Source organism: Pseudomonas sp. EYE_354 (assembly GCF_023148575.1).
Classification (GTDB): Bacteria; Pseudomonadota; Gammaproteobacteria; order Pseudomonadales; family Pseudomonadaceae; genus Aquipseudomonas.
Map to the genome: position 1 here is coordinate 128,736 of NZ_JAHXNQ010000005.1, position 13,560 is coordinate 142,295.

At 59.7% G+C, this 13,560-nt stretch carries 13 protein-coding genes; 5 read left to right on the forward strand and 8 right to left on the reverse strand.

Translation table 11 applies throughout. The annotated features are described in order from the left end of the window. Positions 1-80 precede the first annotated feature (80 nt). Positions 81-1,334: a serine hydroxymethyltransferase gene (gene glyA / locus KZX66_RS08710; protein WP_248078377.1), complete on the forward strand. Its 1,254-nt coding sequence runs from the start codon at positions 81-83 to the stop codon at positions 1,332-1,334. A gap of 66 nt (positions 1,335-1,400) precedes the next feature. Here glyA and yjiA read toward each other — a convergent pair whose 3' ends face one another. The 3 genes from yjiA to KZX66_RS08725 all read right to left on the reverse strand — a co-directional run bounded on the left by yjiA (position 1,401) and on the right by KZX66_RS08725 (position 4,729). After that, complete coding sequence (gene yjiA / locus KZX66_RS08715) at positions 1,401-2,360, reverse strand: GTPase (RefSeq protein ID WP_248078379.1); 960 nt, start codon at positions 2,358-2,360, stop codon at positions 1,401-1,403. Between the two features lie 89 nt (positions 2,361-2,449). Next, the gene (locus tag KZX66_RS08720; RefSeq protein ID WP_003176208.1) at positions 2,450-2,647 is read right to left on the reverse strand and encodes a YbdD/YjiX family protein; all 198 of its coding nucleotides are present in this window, start codon (positions 2,645-2,647) and stop codon (positions 2,450-2,452) included. Positions 2,648-2,662: 15 nt separating this feature from the next. After that, complete coding sequence (locus tag KZX66_RS08725) at positions 2,663-4,729, reverse strand: carbon starvation CstA family protein (RefSeq protein ID WP_248078381.1); 2,067 nt, start codon at positions 4,727-4,729, stop codon at positions 2,663-2,665. 174 nt (positions 4,730-4,903) lie between these two features. Here KZX66_RS08725 and KZX66_RS08730 point away from each other — a divergent pair, with 174 nt between their 5' ends. Beyond that, a complete protein-coding gene (locus tag KZX66_RS08730) occupies positions 4,904-5,272 on the forward strand; it encodes a PilZ domain-containing protein (protein WP_248078383.1) in 369 nt (122 codons plus the stop codon). A 4-nt stretch (positions 5,273-5,276) separates the two neighbouring features. Here KZX66_RS08730 and KZX66_RS08735 read toward each other — a convergent pair whose 3' ends face one another. From KZX66_RS08735 to katB, 4 genes are read right to left on the reverse strand one after another with little or no spacing between them, the layout of a single operon-like run. Continuing rightward, entirely contained in the window at positions 5,277-6,002 is a 726-nt protein-coding gene (locus KZX66_RS08735; RefSeq protein WP_248078385.1) for a hypothetical protein, read from the reverse strand. Positions 6,003-6,021: 19 nt separating this feature from the next. After that, a complete protein-coding gene (gene radA / locus KZX66_RS08740) occupies positions 6,022-7,389 on the reverse strand; it encodes a DNA repair protein RadA (protein ID WP_248078387.1) in 1,368 nt (455 codons plus the stop codon). Between the two features lie 35 nt (positions 7,390-7,424). Next, positions 7,425-7,964, reverse strand: coding sequence for an ankyrin repeat domain-containing protein (locus KZX66_RS08745; RefSeq protein WP_248078389.1), 540 nt, complete (start codon positions 7,962-7,964; stop codon positions 7,425-7,427). 55 nt (positions 7,965-8,019) lie between these two features. Then, positions 8,020-9,561 (reverse strand): catalase, encoded by a 1,542-nt coding sequence (gene katB / locus KZX66_RS08750; protein ID WP_248078391.1) that lies wholly within the window; start codon positions 9,559-9,561, stop codon positions 8,020-8,022. Positions 9,562-9,848: 287 nt separating this feature from the next. Between katB and mscL the strand changes: the two genes are divergently transcribed. Next, entirely contained in the window at positions 9,849-10,265 is a 417-nt protein-coding gene (gene mscL, locus KZX66_RS08755) for a large-conductance mechanosensitive channel protein MscL (protein WP_248078393.1), read from the forward strand. A 49-nt stretch (positions 10,266-10,314) separates the two neighbouring features. On the opposite strand, the gene KZX66_RS08760 is transcribed toward mscL, so the two are convergent. Next, positions 10,315-11,091 (reverse strand): ferredoxin--NADP reductase, encoded by a 777-nt coding sequence (locus KZX66_RS08760; RefSeq protein WP_248078395.1) that lies wholly within the window; start codon positions 11,089-11,091, stop codon positions 10,315-10,317. 460 nt (positions 11,092-11,551) lie between these two features. Here KZX66_RS08760 and KZX66_RS08765 point away from each other — a divergent pair, with 460 nt between their 5' ends. Together KZX66_RS08765 and KZX66_RS08770 are read left to right on the forward strand one after the other, a co-directional pair. Beyond that, complete coding sequence (locus KZX66_RS08765) at positions 11,552-12,262, forward strand: LuxR family transcriptional regulator (RefSeq protein ID WP_248078397.1); 711 nt, start codon at positions 11,552-11,554, stop codon at positions 12,260-12,262. A 124-nt stretch (positions 12,263-12,386) separates the two neighbouring features. Beyond that, complete coding sequence (locus KZX66_RS08770) at positions 12,387-13,511, forward strand: class I SAM-dependent methyltransferase (RefSeq protein ID WP_248078399.1); 1,125 nt, start codon at positions 12,387-12,389, stop codon at positions 13,509-13,511. Positions 13,512-13,560 lie beyond the last annotated feature (49 nt).

Sequence of the window (13,560 nt, forward strand, 5' to 3'; positions counted from 1 at the left end):
ATGACGTCCTTTCATATGCCATCTAAAACCCATTGGGTTAGAATGCCCTCCTTTTCTGCCCCCGATCCTTGAGGACCGCCATGTTCAGCCGTGATTTGACCATTGCCAAGTACGACGCCGATCTCTTCGCCGCCATGGAGCAAGAAGCCGTGCGCCAGGAAGAGCACATTGAGCTGATCGCTTCGGAAAACTACACCAGCCCCGCGGTCATGGAGGCTCAAGGTTCGGTGCTGACCAACAAGTACGCCGAAGGCTACCCAGGCAAGCGCTACTATGGCGGTTGCGAATACGTCGACGTGGTTGAGCAACTGGCCATCGATCGCGCCAAAGAGCTGTTCGGTGCCGATTACGCCAACGTCCAGCCGCACGCCGGCTCCCAAGCCAACAGCGCCGTCTACCTGGCCCTGCTGCAAGGTGGCGACACCATCCTGGGCATGAGCCTGGCCCACGGCGGTCACCTGACCCACGGCGCCAGCGTCTCCTCCTCTGGCAAGCTGTACAACGCCGTTCAATACGGCATCGACGCCAACGGCCTGATCGATTACGACGAAGTCGAGCGCCTGGCGGTTGAGCACAAGCCAAAAATGATCGTGGCCGGTTTCTCTGCCTACTCGCAGATCCTGGACTTCCCGCGTTTCCGCGCCATCGCCGACAAAGTCGGCGCGTACCTGTTCGTCGACATGGCCCACGTGGCCGGCCTCGTCGCCGCAGGCGTCTACCCGAACCCGGTTCCATTCGCTGACGTGGTCACCACCACTACCCACAAGACCCTGCGCGGTCCACGTGGCGGCCTGATCCTGGCTCGCGCCAACGCCGACATCGAGAAGAAGCTGAACTCCGCCGTATTCCCTGGCGCCCAGGGTGGCCCACTGGAGCACGTGATCGCCGCTAAGGCGATCTGCTTCAAGGAAGCACTGCAGCCTGAGTTCAAGACCTACCAGCAGCAAGTGGTGAAGAACGCCAAGGCCATGGCCGGCGTCTTTATCGAGCGCGGCTTTGATGTAGTGTCCGGCGGTACTGAAAACCACCTGTTCCTGCTGTCGCTGATCAAGCAGGACATTTCCGGTAAAGATGCTGACGCTGCCCTGGGCAAAGCCTTCATCACCGTAAACAAAAACTCCGTGCCGAACGACCCACGTTCGCCGTTCGTCACCTCGGGCCTGCGCTTCGGCACCCCGGCTGTGACCACTCGTGGCTTCAAGGAAGCAGAGTGCAAGGAACTGGCCGGCTGGATCTGCGACATCCTGGCGGACCTGAACAACGAAGCCGTGATCGACGCGGTCCGTGAGAAGGTCAAGGCCATCTGCAAAAAGCTGCCGGTATACGGCGCTTGATTGCAGTTTCGTGAATAAGAAGCCCGGCTTTTGAGCCGGGCTTTTTATTTCAGTTTGAAATGCAATTCACGGTTGGTAGACCTTGGCAAACCCCTCACGAATTTTGTCTTCCGGCAATTCATCGGCAATAAACACCATCACACTTTCCCGCGTTTCGCCTTCGGCCCATTCGGTATCCCAGTCGAAGCCATAAAGCTTCAACACCCCCTGGAACACCATGCGTCGATCCTCCCCGGCAATATTCAGCACGCCCTTGTAGCGCAGCAGTTGCTTGCCGTGGTCTTCCAACAGCTCGTTCATGAAGGCGCTGAGACGGTCGATATCCAGCGGCTGGTCGGTGCGCAGCACAAGGCTGGAGATACGGTCGATGGACGGCGCCTTGCTCACCGGGCGCAGGCTCATGCCGGCGTTGAGGTTGAAGCCCCGCACATCGAGCAACTCGGCAAGGTCAATGTTGCCGTGGTCCACCACACGGATCGGCGCGCGACGGTTGATACGCGTCAGACGTTCGCTGAGTGCATCGAAGGTCGCGTCGTCCACCAGATCACGTTTGCTCACCAGCAGGCGGTCGGCGAAGCCGATTTGGGCCTGGGCAATGGTCTGGGTCAAATGATGCTCGGCGTGGGCCGCGTCCACCAAAGTAATAATGCCATCGAGGATATACCGCTCGCGCAGCTCTTCATCGATGAAAAAGGTCTGGGCTACCGGGGCCGGATCGGCGAGGCCGGTGCATTCGATCACCAGGCGGTCGAACGCGATCTCTGCGCTGTCCAGGCGCTCAAGCAACAGATAAAGGGCCTTGGTCAGGTCGGTGTGGATGGTGCAGCACACGCAGCCGTTGGACAGGGTCATGACTTGCACCGGCTCTTCGCCCAGCAGTTGGGTGTCGATACCGGCGTCACTGAATTCGTTTTCGATCACGGCGATTTTCAGGCCGTGCTCGGCTTTAAGCAGGTGACGCAGCAACGTGGTTTTGCCGGCGCCGAGGAAACCGCTGAGGACGGTGACGGGAATGGGAGAGGACACAGCATTCTCCTTGAAGGAACGCAGAAACGAATGTGGGAGGGGGTAAGCCCCCTCCCACAGTTAGATCACCGCCAGCCCGAACAATCGGGTCAACAGCACTTGGGCCCACCCTTGCCGCCGTAACGAGCTTCCTGGCGCTCCCGGAAGAACGCCTTGTAGTCCATCATCGGCTTGTCCGGGTGCTTGGTTTGCATATGCTCGACGTACGTGTCGTAGTCGGGCATGCCGACCATCAGGCGCGCGGCCTGACCGAGGTATTTACCGAGGCGACTGATGTCATTGAACATGGCTGCAATCCTCGATCAAGCGTCCGGTACGGCCTGGAACGGGGCTTCTTTATCCGTGCGTTCTTTGTTGCCCCAGGCGGCGACACCGACCTTGAGCGCATAGAACAGGATGCTGAATACCACGAACAGGAACAGCGCCGTCAGCGTTGCGTTGGTGTAGGCGTTGTAGATCACGTGCTGCATCTGGTCGATGCTCTTGGCCGGCGCCAGGATCTGGCCGTTGGCCAGGGCATCGCTGTACTTCTTGGCCAGCGACAGGAAGCCGATCGCCGGGTTGGCGTCGAACAGCTTGATGAAGCCCGCCGTGGTGGTGCAGATCAGCAGCCAGACCGCCGGCAGCATGGTCACCCAGATGTAGCGTTGGCGTTTCATTTTGATCAGCACGACCGTCGCCAGCATCAGCGCGATACCCGCCAGCATCTGGTTGGAGATACCGAACAACGGCCACAAGGTGTTGATGCCGCCCAGCGGGTCGATCACGCCTTGGTACAGCAGGTAACCCCACATGGCCACACAACCGGCGGTGGCGATCAGGTTGGCGGTCCAGGATTCGGTGCGTTTGAGCGCCGGCACGAAGGACCCCAGCAGGTCTTGCAGCATGAAGCGACCGGCGCGGGTGCCGGCGTCGACAGCGGTCAGGATAAACAGCGCTTCGAACAGGATCGCAAAGTGGTACCAGAACGCCATGGTGTTTTCACCCGGCAGCACACTGTGCAGGATCTGCGCGATACCGACCGCCAGGGTCGGTGCACCGCCGGCACGGGCCAGGATGGTGGTTTCACCGATGTCGTGGGCCACGGCCGACAACGCTTCAGGGGTAATTGCAAAGCCCCAGCTGCTGACGGTCTGCGCCACGGTGACCACGTCGCTGCCGACAATCGCCGCCGGGCTGTTCATGGCGAAGTACACACCAGGCTCGATCACCGAAGCGGCGACCATCGCCATGATGGCCACGAACGACTCCATCAGCATGCCGCCGTAACCGATGTAACGGGCGTGGCTTTCATTGGCCAGCAACTTGGGCGTGGTGCCCGAGGAGATCAGCGCATGGAAGCCCGACACCGCGCCGCACGCGATGGTGATGAACAGGAACGGGAACAGGCCGCCCTTCCACACCGGGCCGGTGCCGTCGATGAACTGGGTCAGCGCCGGCATTTTCAGGTCTGGCATGGTGACCAGGATGCCGATTGCCAGGGCGATGATGGTGCCGATTTTGAGGAAGGTCGACAGGTAGTCACGCGGTGCCAGAATCAGCCACACCGGCAACACCGCCGCCACGAAACCGTAGCCGATCAGCATCCAGGTAATTTGAATGCCGGTGAAGGTAAAGGCCTTGGCCCAGACCGGGTCAGCAGCGATCTGCCCGCCCAGCCAGATCGAGCCCAGCAGCAAGGCCACGCCGATGATCGAGATTTCGCCAATGCGGCCCGGGCGGATGTAGCGCATGTAGATGCCCATGAACATCGCGATCGGGATGGTCGCCATCACCGTGAAGATGCCCCATGGGCTCTCGGCCAGGGCCTTGACCACGATCAGCGCCAGCACCGCGAGGATGATGATCATGATCAGGAAGCAGCCGAACAGCGCGATGGTCCCCGGAATGCGGCCCATCTCTTCACGCACCATGTCCCCCAGGGAACGGCCGTTACGACGGGTGGACAGGAACAGGATCATGAAGTCCTGCACCGCACCGGCAAGCACCACGCCGGCAATCAGCCAGAGTGTGCCGGGCAGGTAGCCCACTTGCGCCGCCAGTACCGGACCGACCAGCGGGCCTGCACCGGCAATCGCCGCAAAGTGGTGACCGAAAAGGATGTGTTTGTTGGTCGGCACATAGTCCAGACCGTCATTGTTGACGACTGCGGGGGTGGCCCGCCGTGGATCGAGTTGCATCACGTTATTGGCGATGAACAGGCTGTAGTAGCGATAAGCGACCAGGTAAATGGCCACCGCAGCGACCACAATCCACAAGGCGTTGATCGCCTCGCCGCGGCGCAAGGCCACTACGCCAAGGGCGCACGCTCCTACGATTGCCAGCACCAGCCAGGGTAGGTGGCGTAGCAGGCTATTATTATTTTTCATTTTTATATTCCAGCCAGGGTGGACAGAAAGGACAGCCACCCGGAGTTTAGCGCTGTTGGCCTTAAAGACCACCCCCCTACGTTGGTCTAGAGCCTTGCAACGGCAAAAAAAGCAGAAAAAAAGGCCCAGTGATGGCGCAGGGCTACACTGCTTCTATTCACAGAGGGTTTCACCATGACCGACCACCCGTCCGACCGCCGCTGCTTCCGCCGTATTGCCCTGGATGCCACCACCGAACTTCGGCAAAACGGCCACGAATGGCCGGTGCAATTGGTGGATTTGTCGCTCAAGGGCCTGGCAGTCAAACGGCCCGAGCCCTGGAAAGGCAATAAAGCATTGCCATTCGAGGTCGACATCCGCCTGGACCCAAAGGCGCACATAAAGATGCAGGTCAAGCTGACCCACGATGACCACGGCCAATTAGGCTTTGTATGCAAGGAAATCGACCTGGACTCGATCAGTCACCTGCGGCGGCTGATCGAGCTGAACCTCGGTGATCAGGAAGAACTCGAGCGGGAACTCGGTGCGCTGCTGGACGTGTGAGCGTTCAGGGAAACTCGGTGCGCGCCGGGAATTCGTTTTCCATGTCCCAAAAGCCTTTTTTCTGGCGCGAGGCGCCCTGCCACTGCCCATCGACAAACCGATAAGTCTCGTAGCGGATAGCAAAATCATCCTCGCCGTCACCGTCCATGAAGCACGATACCTGCAACAGCTCATCCACCCCGCCAGCGTCTGGTGTGGCAACGGTCCAGTCGGCCTTGCCGGTGTGCGCCAGGGTCAGCGGCTCGAGTTTGCCGTCGGCGCGGGTGTAACTCAACGGCGTGAGCTGCTGCCTGGCCGGTTGTAACAGTTGCGTGGCGGGCCCGCTGTAGCTGCCCATCGGCGCAGTCTGGTCGATGCTCAAAAAATATACCGGCGCGGGTAGCCCCTTGAGCCCCGATTTGCTGAGCTTGGCCAGGGGATAACCGAGGGCTTGCCGGGCGACCACCTCGCCCGAGGCCGATAGCAAACGCACCTGGGCGTTGAGCAGCGGGTTTTCGATGAAGTCCGTAGGGTCGTCGAACGAATCCTCATCCAACCCACTGCCCCAACTGTCCTCGTGCAACTGGGCGCTGATGCGCTGGTCTTCAAGCACCTGCAACACGCTGCCATCGTCGGTGACCAGCTTTTGCGCCAAGCGGTAACCGGCAGGCAGCGCAGCCGATGCCACGGCGGGAAATCCGACAAATGCGACAAACAGGGCGACCAGCCCCCAGACATTCATTCGTTGCATAGCGCCCATCCCTGAAAAATTATTCAAACAGCGCATCCAGCGCCTGTTCAAGGCGCGTTACCGCAATAATCTGCAAGCCCGGCGGCGACTCTTTCGGCGCATTGCCCTTGGGCACGATCGCGCGCTTGAAGCCATGCTTGGCCGCCTCCTTAAGGCGCTCCTGGCCGCTGGGCACCGGGCGCACCTCGCCGGACAGGCCCACCTCGCCAAACACCAGCAGGTCGTGGGGCAACGGCCGATTGCGCAGGCTGGACATCACCGCAGCCATCAACGCCAGGTCTGATGCGGTTTCCAGCACTTTGACCCCGCCCACCACGTTAAGGAACACGTCCTGGTCATGGGTGGGGATGCCACCGTGACGGTGCAGCACCGCCAGCAACATCGCCAGGCGGTTCTGATCCAGGCCGAGGGTCACCCGACGCGGGTTGGCCAGGTGGCTATCGTCCACCAGTGCCTGCACCTCGACCAGCATTGGCCGGGTGCCTTCCCACGTCGCCATCACCACACTGCCTGGGACTTCTTCCTGGGCGCGGGTCAGAAAGATCGCCGACGGGTTGGAGACTTCCTTCAGCCCGCGGTCGGTCATGGCGAACACGCCCAATTCGTTCACGGCGCCGAAACGGTTCTTCACCGCCCGCAGCAACCGCAGGCGGCCGTCGGATTCGCCCTCGAAGTACAAAACGGTGTCGACCATATGCTCCAACACCCGCGGCCCCGCCAGCGCGCCCTCTTTGGTCACGTGGCCGACCAGGAAAATCGCCGTGCCGCTCTGCTTGGCATAGCGCACCAGCAGCGCCGCACTCTCGCGGACCTGGGACACGCCCCCCGGCGCCGATTGCAGTTGTTCGGTGAAAATCGTCTGGATCGAGTCGATCACCATGACCTTGGGCTTTTCGATACGGGCCGTGGCGATGATGCTTTCGATGCAGGTTTCGGTCATGACCCGCAATTGATCCTGGGGCAAGCCCAGGCGACGGGCGCGCATGGCCACCTGCTGCTGGGATTCTTCCCCCGTGACGTACAGCGCCGGCGTGCGGCTGGCGATGCTGCACAGGGTTTGCAGCAGGATGGTCGATTTGCCAATACCCGGGTCGCCGCCGATCAGCACCACCGAGCCGTCCACCAGGCCGCCGCCGAGTACCCGGTCCAATTCTCCGGAGGCGGTGGAGAAACGCGGGACCTCCTCGACACTGACTTCGGCCAGGGTCTTGATCTGTGCCTGCTGCCCGGTCCAGCCGGCGCGACCGGTGGGGGCTGCCGCGCCGCCGCTCTCGATCATGGTTTCGGTCAGCGTGTTCCACGCCCCGCATTCGCCGCACTGGCCGGCCCACTTGGGAAAGGTCGCGCCGCACTCGGTGCAGCCGTACATGCGCTTGGCCTTTGCCATTTGAGAACCTCCAACCGAAAAACCGCGATGATAGCTCAGCGCGGCGCCGGGGTCCGGATTTCACCGCTCGCCAGGCGTGAAGCACTGTTGCCGATCGGGTCTTCGGCGTTCAGGTCGGCGCCCTTGGCTTTCAAGGCGTCAAGCAACTCAATGCGCTTGAACAGCCCGGCGTACATGGCGGCCGTCTGTCCGGCACCGTTGCGCTGGTCGGGGTTACAGTCGGTAGCCAGCAGGCGCTGGGCGATTTTCAGCTCGCCCTTGAAGATCGCGCCCATCAGCGCTGTGTTACCGCGTTTGTCCTGTACACAGGCGTCGGCCCCTGCGCTGAGCAGGCGCTCCACGAACGGCCCCTGGCCGTGGTAAGCGGCAAGGATCAATGCGGTGTAGCCCTTGTCGTCCTGGGTATTGAGGCTGTAACCGGACTCGATAAAGGTATTGAGCATGTCGAGGTCGCCACGGCGGGCGGCATCGAAGTAATAGTCCTGCAACTGCGCCTTGAGTGCCGCCGGCTCCGCGGTCTCGGCGTGGGCGACAAAGGCCAGCATGGCCATCAGCCAACCGATGAAAATTCGCATAGGGTTCTCCTGTCAGAGGCCGACGCCCCACAGAGCGTCGACCGGGACCAACGGTTCAGTCCGTCAGTTTTTCCGCCAGCGCCTTCACGCGCGCCAGATCACCCTTGGCAACCTTGGCCACGCCGGTGCCGTACTCCGGATCGGCTTTGTAGAGGAACGACAGGATGATGTGCTTGCTCTCGTCATCCGTGGTGGCCAGGGAGCCGCCAAAGTTTTCGATCAGGTCCTGGCGTTCCTTGGGGCTGTAGGAACGGTACAGATCACCGGCCTGCTTGAAGTTCTGCTCACGCTGGATCTTCGCCTGCTGGGTACTGCCCACCAGCGCCGACTGGCTGTAGCGCGCGGTTTGCGGCTCTTCGCGCGGCATCAGCCGGCTTGGCTGGTAGTTCACACCGGTGCTGGTTTTACCGCTGTTCATCGCGCCATCCTGGTTACCGTTATTGACGGTGACTCGCGGGGCGTTGATCGGCAATTGCAGCGCATTGGCGCCCAGGCGGTACATCTGGGTATCGGCGTAGGAGAACACACGGCCTTGCAGCAGACGGTCTTCCGACGGTTCGATGCCCGGCACCAGGTTGGCCGGGGCCATCGCTACTTGCTCGGTTTCCTGGAAGACATTCGCCGGGTTGCGGTTGAGCACCATCTGCCCGACTTTGCGCTCGGGTACGTTTGGCCAGATCTTGGTCGCGTCCAATGGGTCGAAATCAAACTTGGCCAAGTCTTCCGGCTTGAGCACCTGTACATACAAGTCCCACTTGGGGAAGTCGCCCTTGTTGATATGGGTGACCAGGTCGTTGGTCATGTGGCTGTAGTCACGCCCCTGCACTTGGGTGACTTGCTTGGGGTCGAGGTTTTTGATGCCTTGCAGACTCTTCCAATGGAACTTGACGTAGTGCACTTCGCCCTTGGCGTTAATCAACTTGTAGGCATGTACGCCGTTGCCGTCCATTTCCCGGTAACTGGCCGGGGTACCGGAGTCGGAGTACAACTCGGTGAGCGTACGCGTGGACTCGGGAACATGGGAGAAGAAGTCAAACCGACGCGAGTCGTCATCCAGGTTAGTGCGTGGGTCCGGCTTGAAGGCGTGGACCATGTCCGGGAACTTGATGGCGTCACGAATGAAGAATGTCGGGAAGTTATTCCCGACCAAGTCCCAGTTGCCATCAGCGGTGTAGAACTTGGTGGCGAAGCCCCGCGGGTCGCGCAGTGTTTCCGGGGAATGGTTGCCGTGGACCACGGCCGAGAAGCGCACGAAGACCGGCGTGGTTTCACCCGCGGCAAACACTTTGGCCTTGGTCAGGTCGCTGAGGTTATCAGTGACCGTGAAGGTACCGTGGGCGCCGGTGCCACGGGCGTGTACCACACGCTCCGGGATGCGTTCGCGGTCAAAGCGCTGCAGTTTCTGGATCAACTGCACGTCTTGCAGCAACACCGGGCCGTTGGCGCCGGCGGTCTGCGAGTTCTGGTTGTCACCTACCGCAGCGCCGTTATCGCGAGTCAGGTTGGCGGCCTGCACCGAAACGGACAGGAGGCTGGCCGTCGCCATGACCAGCGCATATCGCGCCAGCACCGGGCGGCCGTTCATTGGAGTCTTCATCAAGGTGTCCTCTGGTTTTTTTAGTGCACATTCAGTTGTGCTTGCCAGAGGCTAGTGACCCACGGGTCAGAAGATAAATAGAAAAAGCCCACCGGGGCGATTAGGAAATTGATGTGGTAAACCACTGAAATGGCGCGTATTTCGCGCGCGATTGGTGGCACTTTGCAAACTATTTGCGTTTTAATGTGTCGATTAAAACTAACAGTGTTAATGGTTGTGTCCGGCAGGCCCGCTATGACTGACTTACACTGAGTCCCACCCTTCTCATCTGTAACAAGGAATAACCTATGAGCGTGATCAGTGAGTTCAAGGCCTTCGCGGTCAAAGGTAATGTGGTCGATATGGCCGTCGGTATCATCATCGGCGCAGCCTTCGGCAAGATTGTTTCCTCGTTCGTAGGCGACGTGGTGATGCCGCCCATTGGGCTGTTGATCGGTGGGGTTGACTTCGCTGACCTGGCCATAACGCTCAAGGCGGCGCAAGGCGATGTGCCTGCCGTGGTCTTGGCCTACGGCAAGTTCATCCAGAGCGTGATTGATTTTGTGATCGTCGCATTTGCGATCTTCGTGGGTGTGAAGGCCATCAACCGTCTCAAGCGCCAAGAAGCCGCGGCCCCAAGCCTGCCGCCAACGCCGAGCAAGGAAGAAGTGTTACTGGGCGAGATCCGCGATCTGCTCAAGGCACAGAACGACAAACCGCTCTAAGCGGAATCGGTTTGAAAAGAAGGCGCCTGTGGTTGAGGCGCCTTCTTTATTACCAGTAGTTTTCCACCGCGACCTGCCCCGGACGTCGGCTCAGGCTCAGTTGCATGTCACGTTGCTTGAGCAATTGGCGGGTGTCATCGACCATTTGCGGGTTACCGCAAATCAGTACGCGGGAATGTTCCGGGGCCAGCTCAATGCCAGCCGCGCGCTCCAGCTCGCCATTTTCAATCAATGTGGTGATACGCCCGTTCAGTGCACCGGGATGTGTCTCGCGGGTAACGATGGGGATGTAAGTGAGTTTATGTGCGTATTCGGCCAAATACTCACGCGCCCCCAGCTCGTTGATCAGCGACTGGTACGCCAACTCCCGGGCCTCGCGGGCGCTGTACACCAGGACAATGCGCTCAAATTTTTCCCAGACCTCAAAGTCCTGCAGGATCGATAGAAACGGCGCGACCCCGGTGCCGGTACCCAGCATCCACAAATCGCGGCCGTCGACAAATCGATTCAGGGTCAAAAAGCCTGTGGCCTGGCGCTCTACCATCAACGTGTCGCCGACCCGCAGGCGACTCAGCTCACTGGTGAACTCGCCACCTGGAACGACGATCGAGAAGAAATCCAAGTGTTCGTCAAAGGGTGACGACACCACCGAATAGGCACGCCATACGGTACTGCCGTCGGCCTTGGTCACACCCAGGCGCACGAACTGGCCGGCGGTAAACCGGAAACCCGGATCACGGGTAGTACGCAGGGTAAACAGGCTGGGGGTCAGCGATTGCACATCAAGCAATGTCTGGCGGGTGAATTTTTCAGCACTGGCCGTCATGGGGAACTCCGTTTTGCACAGGGCCCTAGTGTCCCTCAAAGCAGCACGCGCTAACACCGATGATTTGTCCCGGCATTGCCGCTCCACAACTCGCCAGCACACTACCTCCCGAAAAAACCACTAAGTTGCTGAGGTTATTCCGCTAAAACTTACGGCTTCAACTGAACTAATTATTTCGCTATTAGACTTGGACAAATCCAATTTAAAAATGCGAACTCACAGCCAATGCTGGTAATTTGATATCACCCCCAAGCTTTTAAAATAGATAATTTTTCAACTTGGTATCAATATTTTTTATACAAATGCACGCCCCCTTGTACAAGTTAGGAAAATTCAAATACTTCATCGTTATTACGATTTTTTTCCTACAAAAAACATCCGCTGTCCTACACTATTTTTCGTGCCGCGTTGGGATTCAGGACGTACCCAAGGCACGCAAAATACCCATGGAGAGTTACCGATGGTCAACTGGCGCAACACGAGACTCCCGAAACTGGAAGACCAGGACCAAGTCACAGAAGTTTTTGAAATGGTTATCAACGAGACACATGCGCTCGGCTTCCAATTCTGTTCATTCACGATGAGTACTCAACAACCCCTAAACCCCGCTCCACTGTTTGAAAGAAACAACTATCCCGCTCAATGGAACCATCTGTACAAACAAGCACGTTTTTCAGAGGTCGACCCCGTAATTGCCCACTGTCAGCGTTCGGTACTGCCTTTCGTCTGGCAGGAAACGGCGTTTAGCGACGCGCCGCATTTATGGGCGCTGGCCAAATCCCACGGTGTACACGTGGGATGGACGCAACCGTTGCATGGCCCCAAAGGCACATTCAGCATGCTGACGCTGGGCCGAAGCACCGATGAGATCAGCCCGGAGGAGCTTTACGAAAAAGCCGGTAATGCCTTGTGGCTCTGCCACGCCATGCACACGGTGGTCGCGCATAAATATGCGAATGAGCCGGTGGCAAAAACCAGCAGCAATTTAACGCCACGTGAGATCGAAGTGCTGCGCTGGTCAGCGATGGGAAAGACTGCAGGCGAGATCGCCAAGATCCTGTGCCTGTCTGAACGTACCGTCGGTTTTCACAACTGCAGTTCGATGCGCAAATTGGGCGTCAATAATAAGATTGCCGCCGTGATGGTGGCAGCGAAAGCCGGGTTTCTGTAAAGACCCTATGTAATCCTTGCGGAAAAAACGTAACATTCGCGACCAGTTCCGGGTGATGACGCAGCGTGCAGCTTAGCGTCGCGGTTCACCTGGATGGTTCGATTACCCAGAGTTTTCTCCCGCCATGCCCCTGCTCGAAAGCCCCTTCGCCCAGCTCGATCTGATCCGCCAGCCAGAGCAGCACAACGATCCGCTGCAAGCCTTCGATGCCGCCGACGAGTACCTGCTCAATCACCTGGCAGAACAGCAGCCAGCGGCGACGACACGCGTGCTGGTACTCAACGACAGCTTCGGCGCGCTGGCCGCCAGCCTTGAAGGCCGGGTGCAGGTGACGTCCAGTGGCGACTCATTCCTCGCCGCGCAAGGGCTGGAGAAAAACCTGGTGCGCAATGGCAAGGCATTTGATGCCGTGACTTTCATACCGGCCAGCCAAATCCCGAGCGGCCCTTTTGACCGCGTACTGATCCGCGTACCCAAGACCCTGGCGCTGCTGGAAGAACAGTTGATTCGCTTGCAAGGTCAACTGGCACCGGGCGCCGAAGTGATTGCCGGGGCGATGATCAAGCATTTGCCACGGGCGGCCGGGGAGTTGCTGGAGCGCTATATCGGCCCGATGCACGCCTCGTTGGCCGTGAAGAAAGCCCGACTGCTGATCGCAACCCCGGCCGACCGCCCGGCCGCCGTTTCCCCCTACCCCACGCGCTACACGCTGGACGCCCCCGCCCTCGAACTGCTCAACCACGCCAACGTGTTCTGCCGCGAAGGCCTGGACATCGGCACGCGCGCGTTCCTGCCGCACCTGCCGACCGGCTTGGGCAGCGCACGCGTGGCCGACCTGGGTTGCGGCAACGGCGTACTGGCTATTGCCAGCGCACTGCAAAACCCCGATGCCCACTACACGCTGGTGGACGAGTCCTACATGGCCGTGCAATCGGCGGCCGAGAACTGGCAAGCGGCGCTCGGTCATCGCGAAGTAACGGTACAGGCCGGCGATGGCCTGGCCGGTCAGGCGCCAGATTCTCTGGATGTGGTGCTGTGCAACCCGCCGTTCCACCAGCAGCAGGTGGTGGGCGACTTCCTCGCCTGGCGCATGTTCCAGCAGGCACGCGAAGCGCTGGTGGTCGGCGGTGCTCTTTATATCGTGGGCAACCGCCACCTGGGTTATCACAGCAAATTGGCGCGCTTGTTCCGGGGTGTCGAGCAGGTGGCCGCCACGCCCAAGTTCGTGATCCTTAAGGCACGCAAATAAAAAAACCCTGCCTTTCTTGCCAAAGGCAGGGTTGCAAAGCCGGGCCGCG

Excerpts from the sequence above, each read along its gene's own strand:
- radA (WP_248078387.1), bottom strand. The coding sequence starts at position 7,389 with ATGGCAAAGGCCAAGCGCATGTACGGCTGCACCGAGTGCGGCGCGACC.
- KZX66_RS08765 (WP_248078397.1), top strand. The coding sequence starts at position 11,552 with ATGGTCAACTGGCGCAACACGAGACTCCCGAAACTGGAAGACCAGGAC.
- glyA (WP_248078377.1), top strand. The coding sequence starts at position 81 with ATGTTCAGCCGTGATTTGACCATTGCCAAGTACGACGCCGATCTCTTC.
- mscL (WP_248078393.1), top strand. The coding sequence starts at position 9,849 with ATGAGCGTGATCAGTGAGTTCAAGGCCTTCGCGGTCAAAGGTAATGTG.
- katB (WP_248078391.1), bottom strand. The coding sequence starts at position 9,561 with ATGAAGACTCCAATGAACGGCCGCCCGGTGCTGGCGCGATATGCGCTG.
- KZX66_RS08770 (WP_248078399.1), top strand. The coding sequence starts at position 12,387 with ATGCCCCTGCTCGAAAGCCCCTTCGCCCAGCTCGATCTGATCCGCCAG.
- KZX66_RS08720 (WP_003176208.1), bottom strand. The coding sequence starts at position 2,647 with ATGTTCAATGACATCAGTCGCCTCGGTAAATACCTCGGTCAGGCCGCG.
- KZX66_RS08745 (WP_248078389.1), bottom strand. The coding sequence starts at position 7,964 with ATGCGAATTTTCATCGGTTGGCTGATGGCCATGCTGGCCTTTGTCGCC.
- KZX66_RS08725 (WP_248078381.1), bottom strand. The coding sequence starts at position 4,729 with ATGAAAAATAATAATAGCCTGCTACGCCACCTACCCTGGCTGGTGCTG.
- KZX66_RS08730 (WP_248078383.1), top strand. The coding sequence starts at position 4,904 with ATGACCGACCACCCGTCCGACCGCCGCTGCTTCCGCCGTATTGCCCTG.
- KZX66_RS08760 (WP_248078395.1), bottom strand. The coding sequence starts at position 11,091 with ATGACGGCCAGTGCTGAAAAATTCACCCGCCAGACATTGCTTGATGTG.
- KZX66_RS08735 (WP_248078385.1), bottom strand. The coding sequence starts at position 6,002 with ATGCAACGAATGAATGTCTGGGGGCTGGTCGCCCTGTTTGTCGCATTT.